This window comes from Lacticaseibacillus chiayiensis (assembly GCF_004123795.1).
In the GTDB taxonomy this organism is placed as follows: Bacteria; Bacillota; Bacilli; order Lactobacillales; family Lactobacillaceae; genus Lacticaseibacillus; species Lacticaseibacillus chiayiensis.
Genome location: NZ_MSSM01000001.1, coordinates 47,604 through 68,214 on the forward strand (window position 1 = coordinate 47,604; position 20,611 = coordinate 68,214).

Consider the following 20,611-nt stretch of genomic DNA (forward strand, 5'->3'; position numbering starts at 1 on the left):
CTGTCTAATTTAGATAATCCAGAACACACCGCCAACGACACCAATTCCAACAAGAATGAGTAAGACCGTAGTTGGCTTGAACTTTTTACGCAACAAATAGTAGGTGAGCAGCGTAACGGCCATGGGAAGTAACCCGAGAACCAGTTTATCAAGTATTCCCGTTTGGACTTTCATAACAGTCTTACCCAGGTGTAACTTCATCGGTGTAGAAATTTTAACAAAGGTTGCTGACAAGGCGCCGATGACAATAGGCCCTAGTGTTTGCGCATACGTCATAACGGTGGGTAATAACGAACCCTGTAAAATTTTAGCGATGCCTTCCTTACCTAAGTTATAACCTTGCATCCAAGCAAGATACCCAATAGACCAAATAATCGCTAAGTGTAAGACGGCAAATAAAACTGGTCCCATTAAAATGTTCCCTTTTGCCGCAAAACTAATAGTAAATGACAATAAAATTGGAATTAAAGTACCTTGCCATAAGGTATCGCCAATTCCTGCTAAGGGCCCCATCAGACCAGTTTTCAGACCATTAATCGTTTCATCAGTAATCGGTGCACCATTGGCTTTTTGTTCTTCCATGGCAATGGTAACCCCAAGGATTGAGCCGCCAAAATGTGGTTCAGTGTTGAAAAATTGCATGTGGCGCAGTAAGGCAGCTTTCATTTCTTCTTCATCGTCACCGTATAACTTTTTGAAAATGGGTGAAAGTGCATGGATGACCCCTGTGGCCTGTAAACGTTCATAGTTGTAATTAGCGTGTGAGAAAAATGTCCACCGCCAAAAAGCTTTAACCACATCACGCTTACTCAACTTTTTTGCATCAAGCTTTTTTTCTGAAGGCAATTCTTTTTCTTCGAGTTCTTTTTTGTCTTCTTCACTCATGCTTGTTCACCTCGTTTCAAGAATAACTGGGTGTAAATGTAGGCAATGATTGCTGCAAAGATAGCAATTGGTAAAATTGCGAGCTTTGAATAAACAGCAACCATGAATCCCAAAAGAAAGAATACAATGGTTCCTTTACTACTCATCGCATGTAAGTTCATCGCAATTCCTAAAGCTGGTAAAATACCACCGATAACCGTTAATACATGCAATGGCGTACCGGCTAATCCTCCAATAACCTGTTTAACCGGGCCTGCACCGAAGTAAGTTGCCAGCATAGCGGGGATGACAGAAAATAGAAACATTGTTATTTGCGGCGGCCATACATGCAAGAAATCAATCCGATTCAAATTGCCTTCTTCGGCTGCTTTATCTGCCATGTGAACGAAAGTAATATCAACCGTCATATGAAGAACCCAGATCATAGTTCCTACAAGACTAATAGGAACAGCCAGTGTGATCGCGACTGATGGCGAAACATTTGATGCCATGCCTAATGCGGTACCCAATGTCCCAGCTAATGCCGTATCCATGGGGACAGCGCCACCTGCGCCAATCCAAGCTAGAAACGGTAATTGAATGGCGGCACCATAGATGGTTCCTTTAACCGGATCGCCAAGAATCAAGCCAACTAAGGCACCATTGACTAGAGGACGCATGATGGTATGAGTGCCTGCCAAGGAAACCCAGGGCGTCCCCATCTGACCGAGGTAGTAAACAACCCCAATCAGGAAAGCTTGCCAGAGATGAATTGTCATATCTCTATTCCTCCGTTTTTACTTCAACAAGTTTTTGACATCTGTTGCTCCATCGCTTGGTACAATTTGGATCTTGACGTCGACACCTGTATCAATCAGCTTCTGCATAATAGCTTTCTCATCGTCTGAAGCAGAAATGTTCTTGTAGAACTTTTTCCTTTGAGGATTTGCACCCATACCACCAATTACCACTTTATCAAGACTGACCCCAGCATCCACCAAATCAAGATAAGCTTTTGGCGTTTTTGCCAACAAGAGTAGTTTGTCGTTACCATGATCCGCCTTAAGAAAGTCCGGCCCCTCAGCAACACTTAAAACATCTAACTTAATTCCTTGAGGCACTGACATGGACATGATGCTCTTCAAAAAATCATCTTTTGCTGTTGCATCATCAACAATAACAATGTGGTTGCCCTCCGTATACTGCAACCACGCAGTCATGACTTGGCCGTGAATTAGGCGATCGTCAACACGAGCTAATACGATTTTTGACATGATATTTCCCCCTAACGTTTTGTTTGCGAATTGCGTGCGTCTAGTTCATCCCAAAAGTTTTTGATACCAACTTTTGCGGTTTCAAATGCAGCATTCGTGATTTGTTCAATGTTTTGCCCCATCATTCGTGCATTGATTGCTTCGATAATCATCGGTAAGTTAACGCCTGTGATCAGTTGGATCTTGACGTCCTTAATTCTGCTTGCGCAAAGTGCTGCCTGATTATATGGGCTAGCCGCAAAGAGATCGGTGAATACAATGACACCATCGCCTTCATCCTCTTTTCGGATTAATTTTTCCAACTTCAACCCAAATTCAGAAACATCATTGCCTTCAAATAAACCAATTTCGCCAATGTTTTCTTGCTCGCCAATAATTAGCTTAACTGCGTCCAGAAAACCTGATGCTAATTTTCCATGAGTTGCAATGACAAAACCAACCATATTCTCAACTTCCTTCTTTCATAGAATCATCACCGTTCGTAATCGACCTTCAATCGTTACCATTCAAATTTAAGAACGGCTTTGTACCAAGCCTTACTTGCAACAATGTCTTCAAATGCTTTATTCAAATCAGATGCGCTTCTGATGATTGTTTCTTTTTCAGGCAGTAATTTACGAAGCGTATCTTGATATGCTTGACTTTGACTCATAGACTTAACAACTGCTTCAAAATCAGGCGTTGTAGAACGGCTAGTGCCATAGAACGTCAAACCCTTTTCCAAAATATCTCGTGTGTCAATCGGTACGAGATCTTCACTAACACCCATGAGGACAAATTTGCCTGTGCGTTTGATGACTTTAATGCCTTCGTTAATGGCACTTGAGCTAAAGTTTCCGCCAGTTGCTTCGAAGATCACATCAAACTGTTCGCCGGCATTGTCAAAATCATAGTCCGTTACCAATTCCTTATTAGCAAAGTCAAATTCGTTTAATCGATCAGGAACTGCTCCGAATACAGTTAAATGGTCCTTGTCGATACCACGAATATAATGCAAAACTGCTGCAGCCATGTAACCGACAGGGCCATCACCGAATAATGCTACTCGGCAATTCGGTTTTGTTAACTCATCAGCAACATGACTGGTTGCGTGATAGCCAACAGTGCTGACCTCTGTTAAAATCGCAATTTCATCTGGAATGTTTTCTGGAAGGGGAACCACTGCCCGGTCTGGCTGAACTAAGTCGCTTTGTGCAATCCCATCATAACCACTGCTCAAAAAGACAGAGTCAGTGCTGTAATTGTCAGGGACTGAGTCTTTCTTTGTTTCTCCACGCAACATATAACCAGGAACATTTGGAACGATGACAACGCGTTGGCCTTTTTTGAATTTGTCACTCATGGTTTCTTTAATCGTGCCGATGCCTTCATGTAACAAAGCCATTGGTAATTTTTTGGCTAATGCTTCTGGACGACGTTTACCAGCGAAGTAACGATCGTCAGCATGGCAAACACTTGCCATTAATGGCTGAATATTGACAAACCCAGGCCGCAGTTCGTGCTTTAGCATTACTTCTTCAATATCGCCAGGCTTCAGCAATCTGTAAGACTTAGATGTAATTTCCTTACTTTCAACAGTGTTCTTTAACATGATTTAGCCTCCATATTTTTTGCAACCGTTTTCATGGAGGACTATAACACGGTCTTTTTAACTTTGCAATATTTTGCACTCGAAGATTTTGACATTATTTGCAAAGCAATGAGCAAAGGCTAGCTCCATCAAGTATCGGATGACACGAAGGAATGTTAATATTGCTTTATACTTTTGGCATACTTAGGCAATTGAATTAATATTTGGAGGCGGTCCCGGTGAATTACATTGAACGACAGCAAAGCATTTTAAAAAAATTGAACAGTAATGGCAGCGTCAGTATTTCGGATTTAGTGAAAGATTTATCTGTATCACGCGAAACCCTAAGAAAAGACATTGCAGAGTTAGGAAATCAGGGGAAACTAAGAGTGATTCGAGGTGGAGCTGTCCTGAACAAACCTGTAAATGAAACAATTTATGACCAAAGACGCAAAGAGAACTTCCAAGAAAAGCTCTCGATCGCAAAGAATGCCGTCAAACTCATATCTGAAGGTGATTCCGTTTTCGTAGGCAATGGAACAACTGCTGCCTTGGTTGCTCAAGAAATCAAAGCACGTGGCTTTAAGGGGATTGTTGTTATCACAACATCAATCAATGTTCTGCTAGAACTGCGATATGACGAAACGATTCAACTGGTTTTGCTTGGCGGCGGATTGCGGCGTATTGAAGGCTCATTGTCTGGCCCGCTAACACTCGCTAACATTGATGGTGTCTTCTGCGATATCGGTTTTTTTGGATCTGGAGGTGTAAGCATTAGTAGTGGTGTGACCAATCATTACTTTTCTGAAATTGAGGTAGACAAAAAGATGATGCAACACTGCCGCAAAAAGGTGTTGTTGGCTGACCACTCCAAGTTTACTAAGATGAATCCCTTTAGAACGGCTTCAATAAGCGATTATGACGTTATTTTGTCTGACAAAGGCCTTAGCTCAGCAACCATTACAGCGATGGAAAGACGCGGTGTTGAAGTTATCGTGTGATAATCAAGCCGGAATTGCCATTGATTGAATTAAACGAAAAATAAATCTGAAAGGGGTTTCAAATTCTTATTTGTGTGGTATTATTGCTGTGCAAACAAATGCAAAGTTTAGCAAAGGAGATTGCCAATTATGGACGAAACAGTTGAAAAGACCACCGATTATTCATCGAAAGCCTATCTGGATGAAGTCGACAAATATTGGCGGGCAGCGAACTACCTGTCAGTGGGCCAACTATACTTGAAAGACAATCCGCTGTTGAAGCGGCCGTTGAAGGCATCAGATGTGAAAGTGCATCCGATTGGCCACTGGGGCACGATTTCAGGTCAAAACTTTATCTATGCACATTTGAATCGGGTCATTAACAAATACAATCTGAACATGTTTTACATTGAAGGTCCGGGTCATGGTGGCCAGGTGATGGTGTCGAATTCCTATTTGGACGGCAGTTATTCCGAACTGTATCCAAAGATTGAGCAGAATGCGCAAGGCCTACAACGCTTATTCAAACAGTTCTCGTTTCCTGGCGGCGTGGCGTCTCATGCCGATCCGAAGACACCAGGTTCCATTCACGAAGGCGGTGAGCTGGGTTACTCCATTCTCCACGGTGCCGGTGCTGTATTGGATAATCCCGGTTTAATTGCGGCAGTTGTTGTTGGTGACGGCGAGTCGGAAACCGGTCCGTTGGCGACCTCTTGGCAAGTCAATAAGTTTCTCAACCCAGTGACGGATGGCACGGTGCTGCCGATCCTGAACCTGAATGGCTTTAAGATTGCGAACCCGACTGTTTTGTCGAGGGAATCCCATGAAGAGCTGGAAGATTACTTCAAAGGTTTGGGCTGGGATCCGCATTTTGTCGAAGGCAAGGATCCGGCTAAGATGCATGTTTTGATGGCGGCTGAAATGGACAAGATCATCGAAGAAATCCAAGCAATTCGAAAGAACGCTAAGGACAACGATGATGAAAGCCGTCCGGCATGGCCGATGCTGGTCTTCCGTGCACCCAAAGGCTGGACGGGTCCGAAAGAATGGGACGGCGAACCGATTGAAGGCTCGTTCCGCGCCCACCAGATTCCGATTCCGGTCGACCAAGGCGATATGCAACATGCCGATCAACTGGTTGACTGGCTGAAGTCCTACCGTCCGGACGAGTTGTTTAATGATGATGGCACCTTGAAAGTCGACATTAAGGCGATCATTCCTAAGGGTGACAAACGCATGGCGATGAACCCAGTTACCAACGGCGGGAAGTTGGCTAAGCATCTGGAGAAACCGAACCCATCTGATTACGCTTTGGACAATAAGGATCACGGTGCGATCGAAGGTCAGGACATGATGGTGCTCGGTGCCTATATCCGTGATCTGATCAAATTCAATGAAAAAAACAAGAACTTCCGCGGCTTTGGGCCGGATGAAACCCTGTCCAACCGCTTGAACAAGGTCTTCGAAGCCACCAAGCGGCAGTGGCTGGAACCAACCGATCCGCCGTATGATGCCCTTTTAGCAACCCATGGCCGAATCATTGATTCCATGCTTTCTGAACACATGGACGAAGGCATGTTAGAGGCCTATACCCTGACCGGCCGCTATGGCTTCTTTGCCAGCTACGAATCCTTCCTGCGTGTGGTTGATTCCATGCTCACTCAGCATTTCAAATGGTTACGCAACGCCCATGAAGAAGCTGATTGGCGTGCCGATGTGCCATCTTTGAACGTCATCGCTTCTTCCACGGCGTTCCAGCAGGATCACAACGGTTACTCCCATCAAGATCCCGGTGTCATCAACCACTTGGCCGAAAAGAAAACCAAATATATTCGCGCTTATCTGCCTGCCGATGCCAACACGCTGGTTCGGGTCTTTGATAAGGCTGTTGACTCCAAGCAGTTGATCAATCTGATTGTTTCCAGCAAACATCCACGTCCACAATGGTTCACCGATACCGAGGCTAAGGACTTGGTTGAAAAGGGTCTGGGCATCATTGATTGGGCTAGCACCGATCAAGACGCGGAACCGGATCTGGTTATTGCGGCTGCCGGTTCTGAACCAACGCTGGAAAGCCTGGCCGCCATCTCCATCCTGCACAAGGCTTTACCAGACCTCAAGATTCGCTTCATCAATGTCGTTGATCTGCTTAAGCTGAAGAAAGACGATCCGCGTGGCTTGTCCGATGATGAATTCGATATGTACTTCACCAAAGACAAACCGGTCATCTTCGCTTATCATGGCTATGATGACCTAATCAAAGACATCTTCTTCGATCGCCATAACCACAACCTGCATGTTCACGGCTATCGTGAAGAAGGCGACATCACGACCCCATTTGATATGCGGGTACGTAACGACCTGGATCGGTTCCACTTGGTCAAGGAAGCTGTCTTAGATGTGCCGACCTTCACCGAAAAAGGTGCTCATCTGATGCAGGAAATGGATGATCTCCTGCAGAAGCACCACGATTATATTCGGGAAGCCGGAACGGATCTGCCGGAAGTTCAGGAATGGCAGTGGGCTCCGTTGAAGTAATGTTCATCCTCCTTGGGAAATTTGGTAAATATTCTGAAGGCGTTCTCTCGTGAAGGGCGCCTTTTGTGTTGTTAGCCGTCAAAGCAATGGATTATTGTGGATCTTTTTAAAGGGTAAAGCAAAGCCGAGATAAATAGCTCACTGCCATTTGAATCGGAGACAAGGTATTTGCGGTGGATGAAAGACTTAAACATAGCCAAAATGTGTATAAATACTTTGTTTAAGGTTCGACACTTCATCACTGGCCCATGAGAGATTGCAAGACTCATGGGCTTTTCGTTTTTAAAATGGAATCGATACCATATCCATGTATTAGAAAAAGAATGGTTTCAAAATTTATAGCAAACTTGAAACGAGGCAGTTTCCGTTCATGAATAATCGCGTATGTTAACATTTTGTATCATCACAACAGAGCCACTTTTAGGCAGGTAATGGAGCAATTATAAATTAACAACTTTTAAAAGGCCAATTCATAAATAATACATAAAATTATATCCATTTCCCGATCGTTAAAATCCAAAAAGAGTTGACATGATCATTTAGCATTTGGTATTTTGGCTTTGAAAGATGCGTTTCGTAAGAAGTGCTTTTTTTGTTTTCAATCACTTGGGCGGTTCAGAAGATAACTTTTTGATGAGATGCTTGCTTTTGAAAGGTATTGGAATTGCCAAATCTACTGGAAGTGCTATGGGGAAACTTAATGGTCTAACGTGCATGGGGTTGAGGGTGAATGGGAAGCTTAAAATGGTATGCTGGCGGCAGTGATCGGGCTGAACAGGCTATACGGATCATCGATGAACTGTTTCGTGAATTAGAAGGCGATTCTCAAACCGAGCCTTTACAGCAGATGTTACGGAAGTATAAGGATGCTTTAGTGCAAACACAAGCAGCAGTTCCATTTATTCTGAGTCGCATGAACATGGAGATCTTGAACGTTCTGATCTGCAACAAGATCACGTTAGCGAAACCGCAGTCTGACAAAATTGGTCAGCTTTCTTCCTTATTGAACATCCGGTATGGCTACTAGTGGCGATGCGTTGTGGCAGCCGGGTTTTAGAGCGTATGGAAACAGCCTTTAAACGCACTTAAAACTGTAGGCTTAACAATTGGTGACAACAAGCTGGTTTTCTAGCCGGAAGTAAGGGTTTCTAAGTTTAAGAAGGCGAGTCAGTTTAAAGTCGTCTTTTTGAATTTTTTCGGCGTTCAACCGATGAAGGGGCTGAGAGGACACTTAGATGAAAATGAAAGCGATGGCATCGCGGCTGTTGACAGCGTATCAAGCGATTAAAGGCACACTGTTCATTTGTTTGACGATCAGCATCGGTTATTTGTTTCTGTTTATGCTGGTTTCATATTTTCGCGTTTCAACAGCTGATTTTCTAATCAGCGTTCCTTTAACTAAAGAAGGCCAGTTGTGGCGATCTGTTCCGTCTCTCCTGTTTCATGCTAACTGGGTTCATTTTTTAAGCAATCTCTTGGGCATTATCTTACTAGGCCCATTTATTGAAAGGCGGATGGGTGCGTTTGGGTTTGTGGTGGCGTTTATCGTGATCGGATTTGCGTCTGATTTAATTTATGCATACCTTCTTGGACCCGTCATTGAAGCTTATCTTGGTCCTGTTGCTTACGTTTCTACTGTTCTTGGTGCTTCTTCGGCTGTGATGGGATTGATCCCGTTGGCCCTTATGACAGCTGCGATTAAGGCGCCGCCGATGTCAAAGTTTAAACGGGTTTTGTTTGGCGTCATCATTTACTTCCTAGTCTTATCGTCTTTGCCATTTTGGAGTGAGGGGATTGAGGAGCAAGTTAGCGACTTATGCCATCTGGCCGGCTTGCTTAGCGGCATTTTTGTGAGCGTTGCGATTTTAGTTGGTGCGTTCTTTCAAAAATTAAAAAAGCAGGACAGATGGCATGACAAAAAGATGGATACGCCGTGTCATTGAGTTGGTGATCATGACTTTGGCGATCGCTGTTGCGGCTTTTGGCATTGCACCAGTACCGGCTGATGCAGAAGAAGACGGTTACGCGTCTTCTTACCAGTTGCAGGATCAAAATGGAGAGGCGATCTCATGTTAGGAGTTGGCTGTGTGGCGACAGGCTTGATGGGTAAAGTGAATGTCGGATGGTTGCCACAACATTTGAATCCGTTTAAATGGATTGGCTTGACTGATTATTAGAGTGTGGTGGCGGGACAGAGACTTGTAGATGGTTATATAGTAACGATAATTATCATTATATCGACACGCTCAATGTGTCTTGTGTATTTAAAACAACAGACGAAAGGACAAAAACGGTGATAATTAAAATGCTATAGTGCTTTTCCGTTGACGTTGATGTGGCCAAAAAGTAACGTAATAAACACAGGAGGGATATATGAATTTTGCAACAATGAACTTGCGAGGGTTATTGGCGGGAAGAGGTACAAGGTATACCTAAGAAATACGCTTGTTGGAATAGCAAACAGTTTCAGTGACGTTGCGGTAATTTTCCTCTTTTAAAAAGATTCATATAAGCGTGTCGTAAGATGCAGAAATACGATCAATTTAAAAATGGTCGTCACCTCACCATCTTTTAGAGTGACAACTATTTTTACTAGGACGTACAGCAATGGTTTAGCTTTTTCACACATGGTGTAAAGTTTAAGTGGGTGATATGTGAATAGACAAAAAGGGAGCGAATCCCTTCGTGCTAGAATGTTAATTGCAAGAAAAACAGCTAGCTATTAGGAGGAATTCGCTCTTGTCATCTATGGTACAACAAATCAGCGCAGATATGGTAAAACAGTTCAGTTCTTGACGCCGTCTTTTTCACAGACACATGACGCCGTCTTTTTCACGGCCCTAGTTGACAAACCTCTAACAAAATGTAAAATATAGAGTGTTGTTGTGATGTAATCGCTTTACGCGAGCATGTGCGACTTTTCTTGATCTAACTCATGAGTTAACCAAATATTGATAAGGTGCGATCGTTAAGAGCATGACTTGTCCTAATTAAGGGGTGTATTTGGCCTTCATTAGGGTAAGTCTTTTTTCTTCAGCATCAGCAAGGAGGGAGTCTGCCTGTGGTCATCGAACGTGTTTTGAATAACAACGCATGCCTATCTGAGAATCACGATGGGCTCCCGGTTTTGTTAATGGGTAAGGGACTGTGTTTTGGGAAGCGAAAGGGCTCACCGGTTGACATGGACTTGGTGGATAAGACTTTCATTCTTAAAGACCATGACACCATGAACCAGTTCACTGATCTGGCGATTGATGTGCCGATGAATGAGATCATGATTGCAGAGAAGGTCATCAATTATGCGAAGATTCGCACCGGGAAAAAGTATAGCGAATCGATTTACGTTAATTTGACGGACCATTTGCATAACACGATTAAACAGGCTAAAGAGGGAATCCAGTTAAGCAATCCGCTAAAGTGGGATATTGCTCGGTTCTATCCGGATGAATACGCTGTTGGTCAAAAAGCTATTCAAATCGTCAATGATGAGATAGGTGTGGCCTTGAAAGACGATGAAGCGGCGTTTATTGCCTTGCATTTTGTGAATGCGGACACTTCAAATGGGACCGAACAAAATCGTGCTTATGACGTGACCAAGATTATGAAGGAAGTCGAGGGCATTGTTAAGGACTTCTTTAACACCGAGTTTGATGAGAATTCGCTCGCTTACTACCGTTTTATTACCCATTTGAAGTTTTTTGCACAACGTCTGCTAGAAGGACAGCATTATGAAGACGATGATTTGGATCTACTCGAGACGATCAAGCGTCGTTATCCTCGTCCTTATGCCTGTTGCAAGCAGATTCAAGCCTATATTCAGAAGAAGTATCATTTTAATGTGACTGATACTGAAATGATGTATATGACAGTTCACATCAGTCGTCTAGTTAAAAATCTTTAGGGTGTTATCTTAGTGAAGAGCATGACCTAAATGAGTGATAGGATTCTTATCGCTTGTTTGGGTCTTTTTATTTGGAAAGGAAGAATAAATATGGATTATTCTGAAGTAGCGCGTTCGATTGTCAAAGCAGTCGGCGGCAAACAAAACATCAGGTCGTTGACGCATTGTGTCACCCGACTACGGTTCTACTTAAAAGACGAACAAAAGGCTTCTGATACAGCCGTTAAAGATATTGATGGAGTTTTGGGTGTCAATCATCAGTCAGGTCAATATCAAATCATTATTGGTAATGGCGTCGGCACTTATTATGACAATATTATGGCTTTGGGTGGTATTCAAGCTGCCAATGCTGATACCACGAGTGATGCGGCTGAAGATGAAACTAAAGGCCACACGAATTTATTTGACACGTTTGCCAACTTTATCTCCTCGTGTATGTCACCCTTGATTCCTGCGTTAATTGGCGGTGGCATGATGAAGGTCATTGTCATTCTATTGCCACTGATCCACGTGTTAAGTACCAATAGTCAAACCTATAAGATTCTTGCTATTTTCGGCGATGCGCCGTTTTATTTCCTACCCGTCATGCTTGCCTTTACAGCTGCGAATTACTTCAAAGTGTCCCAGATCCTGGCAGTGGTGATTGCAGGCATCATGATTCATCCGGATTTCTTAGCAATGGTCAATGCGGCCAAACCGGTACATTTCATCGGTATCCCTGTGACCTTATTTAATTATTCATCTTCAGTGATCCCGATCCTAATGGTTGTGTGGGCGATGAAATATATCGAAAAGGGTCTTAAACGAGTCATTCCAAATTCGATCAAGAGTATCGCATTGCCGCTACTTGAAATTTTCATCATGGGTTTTTTGGCGTTGATCGTCATTGGCCCAATTGGATCATTTGCTGGTAAAGGATTGTCTGCCGCCATTCTTTTTATTCAATCAAAAGTCGGTTGGTTGGCGATGTCATTGATGGCGGCTTTCATGCCTTTGATTGTCATGACTGGGATGCACTGGGCTTTCGCGCCAATTTTCTTAGCCGCCTCAGTAGCCACTCCGGATTCTTTGATTTTACCTGCGATGTTGGCTGCTAATGTGGCTCAAGGTGCAGCGAGTCTAGCCGTTGCCATTCGAACCAAGAATGAAAAGACACGTCAAGTTGCGGGTGCAGCCAGTATCTCAGCATTACTGGCAGGCGTGACCGAGCCTTCATTGTATGGTGTCACCTTAAAGTATCGTCGTCCCCTTTATGCTTCAATGATTGCGGGTGGCATCACCGGACTCTTCATGGGCATTGTCCATCTGAAGGCATTTGCCTTTGCTGTGCCATCTTTTGTTGCCTTGCCGCAATTCATGAGTAACGGTCAAACTCAGAACTTTATGTTTGCCTTAATTGCTTTAGTTATGTCATTTGTTATGTCATTTGTTTTAACGTTGGTCCTTGGCTGGGATGATGGGCCTGAAACAACATCAGTACCAAAACAAAAATCGAATCTAGCAACTAACGAACCGGCTTTGGCACTCGCTGATGATACTGGCAGTAATGGCACTGTCACAGAGAGTGAGACGGATTCTGATACAGTCAGTTCTGGTGTCCGGACAACGAAACGGATTTACAGTCCGGTTCAAGGTGAATTGATCACAATGGCAAGCATTCCTGATGATACTTTTGCCAAAGGAATGTTAGGGAAAGGTTGCGGCATCATTCCTGAAGATAATCACTTCTATGCACCCTTTGATGGTACGGTTGAAACGGTATTCCCAACTAAACATGCCATTGGTTTAAAGAGCAAGACTGGCATCGAACTATTAATTCACATTGGATTGGATACGGTTGATCTGAAAGGAAAACCATTTACGGCGCATGTCAGTCAGGGTGACCATGTCAAGCAAGGTCAATTATTAATGGATGCTGATCTGAAAGCCATTAAAGCAGCAGGGTATGATATCACCACACCACTGGTTGTAACAAATTCCAAAGACTTTGTTGAAGTGACGACGAGTGATAAGACCCAAGTTTCAACTCAAGATCCAGTTCTCTACATCATCTAGGAGGAATAAGAATGACTCAATTTCCAAAAGGCTTTTTATGGGGCGGTGCTACTGCCGCCAATCAACTTGAAGGTGCGTACAACGTTGACGGTAAAGGGCTGTCTGTTGCCGATGTTTTACCTGGAGGCAAGGAGCGTTTCGCCATTGTGAATGATCCACATTTCGATTGGCGTATTCATGCTGACAAGTACCATTATCCTAACCATGAGGGGATCGATTATTACCATCACTACAAGGAAGACATTGCGTTGTTTGCCGAGATGGGTTTTAAGTGTTACCGTTTTTCAATCGCATGGAGCCGCATTTTCCCGAATGGCGATGAGACGACGCCGAATGAAAAAGGGTTAGCATTTTATGATGATGTTATCGCGACTTGCCTTAACTACGGCATTCAACCGGTCATTACCCTATCTCATTATGAAATGCCACTCCATCTGATTACTAGCTACGGTGGTTGGAAGAATCGTAAACTGATCGATTTTTTCAAGCATTACGCAGATGTTGTCCTAACCCGTTATCGTGATCAGGTTCATTACTGGATGACGTTCAATGAAATCAATAGTGCAATGACCATGCCAATTATGGGTCAGGGATTGGCACCAAGTAATGGCAGTGAAAGCAAACAAAATATTTTTCAAGCTTGGCATAATCAGTTTGTCGCTGGCGCCTATGCGGTTTCTAAAGCTCATGAATTGAACTCGGAAAATAAGATTGGTTGTATGTTGCTGTATGCCACCAGTTACGCATTTGACAGTAATCCAAAGAATCAACTGGCGACACTGAAACATAATCAAGCCTTCAATCAATTTTGTGGGGATGTACAGGTACGCGGTGAGTATCCCGGTTATTCAGATCAATTAATGGCGTCATTTGGATTCAGGATATCTGATTTAGACATCACAGACGCAGATTTAGCTTTACTTAAGGCTAATCCAGTTGATTACATCGGCTTCAGCTACTATATGTCAACGGTTGTCGATGTCGTCGACAAAAACAAGCCTCAAGCCAATGGCAATCTTATTGGTGGCGTTGCTAATCCGTTTTTAAAGTCCAGTGACTGGGGATGGCAAATTGATCCCACAGGTCTACGGATTGCGTTAAACGAGCTCTACTACCGCTATCAAAAGCCTGTCTTTGTGGTTGAAAATGGCTTAGGAGCAGTTGATAAGCCAGACCAGCATCACTTTGTTCAGGATGATTATCGGATCGATTATTTGCGTCAACACATCCAAGCCATGGCGGGTGCGATTGATGATGGTGTTGATTTAATGGGCTACACACCGTGGGGATGCATTGATCTGGTCAGTGCAACGACTGGGCAGATGTCTAAGCGGTATGGATTCATTTATGTTGATCTTGATGATGATGGTCAAGGAAGCTTGAAGCGGTACAAAAAGGCATCCTTTGACTGGTATCGGCGAGTTATTGCGACTAATGGCGAAAAGTTGTAGGGGTCGTAATAGGCATGCTAGAAACACATTAAAGGAGCACGGCCTTTTAACGATTGTGGATAATACTTTTCTGACGCCTTATCTCCAGCAACCGCTTAATCTGGGTGCTGACATTGTGATTCACAGTGCCACCAAATATTTAGGCGGACATAGCGATGTTTTGGCGGGGCTGGTTGTGACCAAGGCGCCGGCGTTGAGCAAACAAATCGGTTATTTGCAGAATGCACTGAGCCCAATATTAGCGCCGGAAGCAGCCAATCTCGCTCGGCGTGGCAATGAAACCCTTAGCTTGCGAATGGATCGGGAACAGGAAAATGCGTTGGCAATTGCGCAACATCTAGAAGCATGCTAAAACATTCGCAAAAAAGGATTAGATATGATACGATTCACTCACCGAGACCTAATTGACAAGGTTTGTGGGTTGATGGAAACTACAAGATTATTGCTCATCATTCAGTTGATATAGAGGCAACAAGCGGATAATCCTGCGGTGAGTGGGGCGATGATCGAGCCAAAAAGTCACGCATGACAACACCTCCTTGCGAGGCGGTTGCCATTTACGAGCAGCCTTGTTTGTTATTGGAAAATAGTCGTCAACTCGCTTTCTGAGAGACGACTATTTTTTTGTACTGGTTCGGATCGCTCGTATTGTGATAAAGGTCAGCGGGTAAAAACGTGAATGCTGAACTAAAGCATCAAAAAACAGGTATCGTACCAGCAAGCAAATTGCCCGTACAATACCTGTTTCTTCATATTCATAAGCGTTAGACACGGAAATAGAAATATAATGCTCTGCTATCATCCAAGCTCATGCCATATGATCGCCATGCACAACCTCAACATGATACCCATGCTGCTCAAGGACATCCGCATAGTTATCAGGTAATTGCTGATCAAACCGGAAGCGGATGAGCGGCTTGAATGTGCCTTTATCGGTTCGTGTACCAAAAGTGTGATCATCGCCTGGACCGCTGGGTAAGTGATCAATGACAACTTGATGTAGGTCGCCGCGTTGACGCGCTTGGATTAGGGCGGTTAAGAGGCGATCGAGATTCGTAATGGTCACTGGCTGCATCATGCTCATCTCCTCGGTGATTAACAGCTTTGTCTGTTTCGCTTTAGTTTAGACGCGCTTTTTTCGGGATGCAAAGCCCATGAAGCTGAAAATGCTGACGATGGCGAGACCGATGGTAGCTAGCGGGCTTTGTGTTTCACCAGCTTGCGGCATGGTTTTACCGGCTGCAGCTTGTTTGGTTTCGTTGGCTGCGGTGCCGTTTTTGGCAGCAGGCGTGTTGTTTTGGCCGCGATGCTGGTTGTCGAGAACAACCAGTTTCGGACCTTGCTGACCATTGTTGCCGTTATCAGTTATTGGCGTGCCATTGCCGGTTGACGGATTTTGGCCGCCATCGTTGCTACCATTACCGCTGTTGGTGCCAGTACCAGTGGTTGGTGTGGTTGCGCCCGTGCCAGTGGCCGGATTTTGGCCGCCGCCAGTACCACCGTTGTTGCCTTGATTGCCACCATTGCCGGTTGTACCGCCGTTACTGTTACCGCCTGGCTGACCGTTGTTGCCGTTATCGCCAGGTGTTGGCGTCGGTGTTTTAACCTTGACGACATGGAAGACTTTGGTGACTTTATTGCCGACCATATCGACGGCGGTGACAGTGAAGTAGTTGTCGCCGTCTCTTAGTGTGTAGGTTTGGCTGAAGTCGGCCGCACCATATGGGTTGGAAGTCGTTGATAACGGATCGAGATGGTTATTGAAGCCGGCCAGATTCCTTTGGTGAACCACGTTATCGCCGTTGGTGTAAAGCCGGTAGCCGTTGATGTTGTCGTTGACGGTGCCGGAAACGGTGAAGGTGTCGCTGGTGGTGGTGATGTCATAGTTGCCTTTGTCATCAACCTTCAGCGTGTCGGCTTGCGGCATGTCGAGGGTTGGGAAAATGGTGTCGAGGTAGATTTGCAGTTCGCCGTATGCGGTCTTGGTTGACTTTGAACCATCGGTAGCCGGTTCGGTTAGCCGATAGCCAATCGATTGCTGTTCGGCGGCTTTGAAAGGCACGGTGAAGCTGAACTTGCCGTCTGCACCGATCGTCACGGTTTTGGCCGCTTCGGTGGCGCTGGTGACGGTCAGGATTTTACCAGCCGGGTTATCGACGTGGCCGGTGATGGTGAGTTGACCGGTTTGGGCGTTGTAGATGTCGGCGACTTGATCGGCACCAACCAGCGTGAAGGAATTGTCGTTGAATTTATCAAATTTCAAACCGGCAGTTGGCTGGGCGTGGGTCGTGATTTGGGAAAAGGCGCGGCCTCCTAGCACTGGCGCTCCGCTTGTCATCCTAGCGTTGGCCGCAGCCGTAGCGTTGTCTTGCAACGGGATGAGAACATGAACGTTCTTCTGGCTGAAATGGCCGTAGCCGGCAGTGCCATTAGCATCCAAAAAGACAATCATTTCATCACCGTCTGCGCGGCCAGCTTCTTCATAAGTTCCGAAGTCTGCAGTCGGCGAAAGGACGGTGCCGATAAAGTCTCCATATGGTGCAGATTCAGTCAAATTGAAGGTGACTGTCCCGGTCTTTGGATCGACCGTGCCAGGGAAGACTTTGCCGGTTTGTGCATCAGTGGCATAGACGATCCAGTCGACACCAGCGGGTACTTGAGCATAGGCCGTAAAGCTGGTTTGGTCAGAAACTGCCTGGATGAATCCGTCACTACCACGCCAAATATTGTGAGGACCGTCGCCGACTTTCCAGGTGAATTGCGGGGCGATATCGGATGTTGGCATGGTTGTATCGGTTTGATGTGTCCCGGTGGTTGCTTGTAAGGAGACGCTGGTTTTGTTACCAGCGACGTCGGTTAATGTCAGCGTCAGGCTGCCGTTGCTGTTTTCAAGCGCGGCTTTTTGGGCAGCGCTTAATTCAAAGCTTAGTGTGCCGTCATTATTTTGGCCGTTGTTGTTTAAGTTCACGCCGTATGCTTTGTTGCCGATTTTCAGAGCTACATCGCTAAACTTGGTGAACCCGGTGCCTTGGTCGTCGTAATGGAAGGAGACGCGACCGTCTTGATAGCTTAAGCCGGAGAGCGTCGGGGCAACCGTGTCGACGGCGACTGGCAAGTCATAGTCCTGATTTTGCTGGGATCCGGTGTTGTATTGCTCGGTCACCAGCCGGTATGTGTACTTGCCGTCCGGAGCAGTGACGTATTTGCCAGTGGCCTGATCGTAGACTTTGCCATCCCAGGTGAAGGCATTGGGATCAAGCCGCATGTCGGTGCTGAGGCCGAGATCGGAATTGAAGTCGTTGCCGTTTTGCAAGTAGGACTTCGACGTGTTGTTTTCCTTATCCAGCACGCGCACCACATGTCCTTGGGCATCTAAAATCTGAATGGTTACGGACTTTAGGTTCTGCTTGGAGAAGACGTACGGGAAAATAGTATCACTGGCGCCATCGCCGTTGGGGGAGAACGATACTTTCTTGTTGTCAACATAAGTTGGAATCAGCGTCCAGGTGTACTTGCCGGTGGTATCGGTGTTGACGAGGTTGCTGAGTGAGGCGGCATCCGTGACGCCCAGCGGATTGTTGTTGTTATCGACTAAGTAGCCGCCGTTGAAAATGGATTCACCACTGTTGGCCGGAGCATCGATGACTTGTTCATTGGTGAGATCACCATAGTAGCCGAGATACGGGACGCTGATCGTTTGCGCGGCATCGGTGGCTTTAAATGTGAGGTAACCTTCGACCAGCTGATCAGGGGACACGGTATCGTCAAGCGATAACGTGAAAGTGACTTGTTTGGTTTCGCCGGCTGCCAAGGTGAAGTTGGCCGTGTCGGTGTTGACGGTTGCGCCGACCAGCGTTTGATCGTGAACGGTGTTGCCGTTGCTGGCATCCCGGACTTGGGTGAGCGGGCCGCCGTTGGTATCCACCACATAATTTTGGGCGATTTTGCCATGGTTCGTCAGGGTGACGGTGAAGGTTGTGGTTTTCCCGATTTTACCTAAGGAAACGGAACCGGCGTCTTTGTTGCCTTCAGCACTGACGGTCAAATCGCCGGCTTTGGCAACATCAATTTGGCCAGCACCTTGCCGCCGTGGCGAGATGTAGGTGTCCGGATAATTGATGTCTTTCATCGGTTCAGCCGCGTTCATGAGCGCTAACTTAACGGCTTTGACAAGGTCAGCGCCTTTTAAGTCAGGCTGAGTGGCCTTGATTTTTTGCATCACGAGCAAAGCTGCACCGGCGTTGAATGGGCCGGCCATGGACGTGCCGGATTCGACGGCATAGGTTTGCGTGTTGGTGGCTGGATCAATGGCAGTTGACGTGACGTTGTCGCCAGGTGCGGCAATGTCTGGTTTCAACGTGTAGTCGGCCATGGGTCCCCAAGATGAAAAGCCATCCATTTCGGACTTATCGCCAGTGGCACTGGTTTCGGCTGCCACGGTCATCGCTGAAGCGGCAGCACCGGGATCGCCGATGGTGGAGTCGTTTTTCGGCGCGTAAGCCGTGGAAATATCGTTAGGCGTTTTGGCGCCGATGATGCTGCCGGCGATGGCGTTGTTACCAGCGGAAATCGAGACGAAAACGCCGTGCTCGGTAGCATATTGAACCGCAGCCTGTTCTTCATCGGTTAAGTCCTGCTCGGTGACCCCGATGCCGAGGGACATCTGAATGGCGTTGGCGCCGAGTGTGACAGCATCGCGAATCGCCCGGGAAATATCGTTGGCATTTTCATCCGGGAATTCGTCGATGACTTGCATGGCGAGGATCTGAGCTTCTGGAGCCACGCCTTTGACATAAGTAGAAGCATCTTCTTTGCCGGTGGCGCCGTCTACGATGGTGCCATTCGCGGCAATGATCCCGGCAACGTGCTCGCCGTGGGTGGAGCCTGACTCGGTGATGCCGGTGTTGACGCTATCGTTATTCACATAATCGTAGGCAAAAGGGATCTTGCTGTTGACGTAGGTGCCATAGCCCAGCTTGGCAATCGCGGCTTCGGCTTTTTCTTTGGTGATGGAGGCGGTGCTGTCGTCACTGAGACGGAGGTCGGCATGCGGCTGAACGCCGGAGTCGATGACGGCGACGACCATGCCCTGGCCTTGATAGCCTTCATCCCATAGCCCTTTGACGTTGCCTTTGGTCAGGGTGTCTTGATTAGCTGGCCCGGGATCAGCGGTGGCAACAGAACTGGCTTGGCTCTTACTGTCCGTTGTGGCCGTGTTGGTTGCGGTTGCCGTGGCGCTTGCTTGGCTAGTGGCCGTTGTTGCCGTTTGGCTGGCACCGCTACTGGTGTTTGGTTGCGTGGTTACGCTAGACGCCGCTGCGGTAGTTTTCGCTGTCGCAGATGTGGCTTGCTGGGTCGCAGTTTGCGGCTGACTAGCACTACTCTGCGTATTTTGGGCAGGTGCTGCTTGTCTCTGAGTTGCGCTACTTTTGGTCGCTGCAGTTTGCGCTGCGTTGCTAGTGGCATCGCTTGCTGTCGCCTGGTTGGCAGTTGTTTGAGCAGCTGGTTGCGCCTGCGCATTGGTTGATTGAGCCGTCTGACTCGCCTTTTCTGTCAGTGTTGTCGTTGTATCGGCGGCAACGGACTGGGTGGCGGTGCCGCCCAAGACAATCAAACTCGTACCAAAAGTAATGATCCCGGCAGTCATCCATTTGGTGCCCGCCTTATACATCTTATAGTGTCGCTTCATTTCGGTCGTCGAATTTTTATTCATGTACGCCCGGCCCCCTTAGATTTTGTATTAAAAAAATGAGACTTGAAAGAAATGCCCAAAATACCCAAAATTTTCACATTTTAAAAACAGTTTCTTCTCATTTGTTCTTAATAGCAAAAAGCTTATAACCCGAGGTGGCTTCTGTCAAGACATGGACGGGATTTTTAGCAGTGATGCTGCGAATTTGCTTGTCATTTTGTTTTTTGAAAAATTATATTTCTTATGTTGACTGTAATCGAAAGGAAAACAGTCGAAGTTTTGGTGA

At 46.0% G+C, this 20,611-nt stretch carries 15 protein-coding genes and 1 pseudogene; 9 read left to right on the forward strand and 7 right to left on the reverse strand.

Annotated features, from left to right (window positions below; all coding sequences use genetic code 11):
• Positions 1–9: 9 nt before the first annotated feature.
• Genes BVJ53_RS00235 through BVJ53_RS00255 form a run of 5 tightly spaced genes read right to left on the reverse strand, consistent with a single transcriptional unit; the run spans position 10 to position 3,729 of the window.
• Positions 10–885 carry a PTS system mannose/fructose/sorbose family transporter subunit IID gene (locus tag BVJ53_RS00235; RefSeq protein ID WP_167470146.1) on the reverse strand — a complete coding sequence of 292 codons (876 nt, stop codon included), beginning with the start codon at positions 883–885 and terminating at the stop codon, positions 10–12.
• Positions 882–1,643 carry a PTS sugar transporter subunit IIC gene (locus BVJ53_RS00240; protein ID WP_129300621.1) on the reverse strand — a complete coding sequence of 254 codons (762 nt, stop codon included), beginning with the start codon at positions 1,641–1,643 and terminating at the stop codon, positions 882–884. The genes BVJ53_RS00235 and BVJ53_RS00240 overlap by 4 nt, the downstream gene beginning before the upstream one ends.
• A gap of 18 nt (positions 1,644–1,661) precedes the next feature.
• Entirely contained in the window at positions 1,662–2,138 is a 477-nt protein-coding gene (locus tag BVJ53_RS00245) for a PTS sugar transporter subunit IIB (RefSeq protein ID WP_129300622.1), read from the reverse strand.
• Between the two features lie 11 nt (positions 2,139–2,149).
• Complete coding sequence (locus tag BVJ53_RS00250) at positions 2,150–2,581, reverse strand: PTS sugar transporter subunit IIA (protein ID WP_129300623.1); 432 nt, start codon at positions 2,579–2,581, stop codon at positions 2,150–2,152.
• A gap of 56 nt (positions 2,582–2,637) precedes the next feature.
• Positions 2,638–3,729, reverse strand: coding sequence for a zinc-binding dehydrogenase (locus BVJ53_RS00255; RefSeq protein ID WP_129300624.1), 1,092 nt, complete (start codon positions 3,727–3,729; stop codon positions 2,638–2,640).
• A gap of 218 nt (positions 3,730–3,947) precedes the next feature.
• Here BVJ53_RS00255 and BVJ53_RS00260 point away from each other — a divergent pair, with 218 nt between their 5' ends.
• The 9 genes and pseudogenes from BVJ53_RS00260 to BVJ53_RS00295 all read left to right on the forward strand — a co-directional run.
• Positions 3,948–4,709 carry a DeoR/GlpR family DNA-binding transcription regulator gene (locus tag BVJ53_RS00260; RefSeq protein WP_129300625.1) on the forward strand — a complete coding sequence of 254 codons (762 nt, stop codon included), beginning with the start codon at positions 3,948–3,950 and terminating at the stop codon, positions 4,707–4,709.
• Between the two features lie 129 nt (positions 4,710–4,838).
• Positions 4,839–7,226 carry a phosphoketolase family protein gene (locus tag BVJ53_RS00265; protein WP_129300626.1) on the forward strand — a complete coding sequence of 796 codons (2,388 nt, stop codon included), beginning with the start codon at positions 4,839–4,841 and terminating at the stop codon, positions 7,224–7,226.
• A gap of 730 nt (positions 7,227–7,956) precedes the next feature.
• Positions 7,957–8,253, forward strand: a complete 297-nt coding sequence (locus tag BVJ53_RS00270) for a bacteriocin immunity protein (RefSeq protein WP_129300627.1) — start codon at positions 7,957–7,959, stop codon at positions 8,251–8,253.
• Between the two features lie 208 nt (positions 8,254–8,461).
• Positions 8,462–9,169, forward strand: a complete 708-nt coding sequence (locus BVJ53_RS00275) for a rhomboid family intramembrane serine protease (protein WP_129300628.1) — start codon at positions 8,462–8,464, stop codon at positions 9,167–9,169.
• A complete protein-coding gene (locus tag BVJ53_RS14915; RefSeq protein WP_158280547.1) occupies positions 9,138–9,302 on the forward strand; it encodes a hypothetical protein in 165 nt (54 codons plus the stop codon). The genes BVJ53_RS00275 and BVJ53_RS14915 overlap by 32 nt, the downstream gene beginning before the upstream one ends.
• 985 nt (positions 9,303–10,287) lie before the next feature.
• Entirely contained in the window at positions 10,288–11,127 is an 840-nt protein-coding gene (gene licT, locus BVJ53_RS00280; protein WP_129300629.1) for a BglG family transcription antiterminator LicT, read from the forward strand.
• Positions 11,128–11,217: 90 nt separating this feature from the next.
• On the forward strand, positions 11,218–13,182 hold the full coding sequence (locus BVJ53_RS00285) for a beta-glucoside-specific PTS transporter subunit IIABC (protein ID WP_129300630.1): 1,965 nt from the start codon (positions 11,218–11,220) through the stop codon (positions 13,180–13,182).
• 11 nt (positions 13,183–13,193) lie between these two features.
• Positions 13,194–14,633: a glycoside hydrolase family 1 protein gene (locus BVJ53_RS00290; RefSeq protein ID WP_129300631.1), complete on the forward strand. Its 1,440-nt coding sequence runs from the start codon at positions 13,194–13,196 to the stop codon at positions 14,631–14,633.
• 31 nt (positions 14,634–14,664) lie between these two features.
• Positions 14,665–14,976 (forward strand): annotated as a pseudogene (locus BVJ53_RS00295) (PLP-dependent transferase); the annotation flags it as partial.
• 465 nt (positions 14,977–15,441) lie between these two features.
• Here BVJ53_RS00295 and BVJ53_RS00300 read toward each other — a convergent pair.
• Both BVJ53_RS00300 and BVJ53_RS00305 read right to left on the reverse strand, forming a co-directional pair.
• Entirely contained in the window at positions 15,442–15,708 is a 267-nt protein-coding gene (locus BVJ53_RS00300) for a hypothetical protein (RefSeq protein ID WP_129300749.1), read from the reverse strand.
• A gap of 48 nt (positions 15,709–15,756) precedes the next feature.
• A complete protein-coding gene (locus BVJ53_RS00305) occupies positions 15,757–20,346 on the reverse strand; it encodes a S8 family serine peptidase (RefSeq protein WP_129300633.1) in 4,590 nt (1,529 codons plus the stop codon).
• Positions 20,347–20,611 lie beyond the last annotated feature (265 nt).

Excerpts from the sequence above, each read along its gene's own strand:
- BVJ53_RS00255 (WP_129300624.1), bottom strand. The coding sequence starts at position 3,729 with ATGTTAAAGAACACTGTTGAAAGTAAGGAAATTACATCTAAGTCTTAC.
- BVJ53_RS00270 (WP_129300627.1), top strand. The coding sequence starts at position 7,957 with ATGGGAAGCTTAAAATGGTATGCTGGCGGCAGTGATCGGGCTGAACAG.
- BVJ53_RS00275 (WP_129300628.1), top strand. The coding sequence starts at position 8,462 with ATGAAAATGAAAGCGATGGCATCGCGGCTGTTGACAGCGTATCAAGCG.
- BVJ53_RS00265 (WP_129300626.1), top strand. The coding sequence starts at position 4,839 with ATGGACGAAACAGTTGAAAAGACCACCGATTATTCATCGAAAGCCTAT.
- BVJ53_RS00300 (WP_129300749.1), bottom strand. The coding sequence starts at position 15,708 with ATGCAGCCAGTGACCATTACGAATCTCGATCGCCTCTTAACCGCCCTA.
- BVJ53_RS00285 (WP_129300630.1), top strand. The coding sequence starts at position 11,218 with ATGGATTATTCTGAAGTAGCGCGTTCGATTGTCAAAGCAGTCGGCGGC.
- BVJ53_RS00240 (WP_129300621.1), bottom strand. The coding sequence starts at position 1,643 with ATGACAATTCATCTCTGGCAAGCTTTCCTGATTGGGGTTGTTTACTAC.
- BVJ53_RS00290 (WP_129300631.1), top strand. The coding sequence starts at position 13,194 with ATGACTCAATTTCCAAAAGGCTTTTTATGGGGCGGTGCTACTGCCGCC.
- BVJ53_RS14915 (WP_158280547.1), top strand. The coding sequence starts at position 9,138 with ATGACAAAAAGATGGATACGCCGTGTCATTGAGTTGGTGATCATGACT.
- BVJ53_RS00235 (WP_167470146.1), bottom strand. The coding sequence starts at position 885 with ATGAGTGAAGAAGACAAAAAAGAACTCGAAGAAAAAGAATTGCCTTCA.
- BVJ53_RS00245 (WP_129300622.1), bottom strand. The coding sequence starts at position 2,138 with ATGTCAAAAATCGTATTAGCTCGTGTTGACGATCGCCTAATTCACGGC.
- BVJ53_RS00305 (WP_129300633.1), bottom strand. The coding sequence starts at position 20,346 with ATGAATAAAAATTCGACGACCGAAATGAAGCGACACTATAAGATGTAT.
- BVJ53_RS00250 (WP_129300623.1), bottom strand. The coding sequence starts at position 2,581 with ATGGTTGGTTTTGTCATTGCAACTCATGGAAAATTAGCATCAGGTTTT.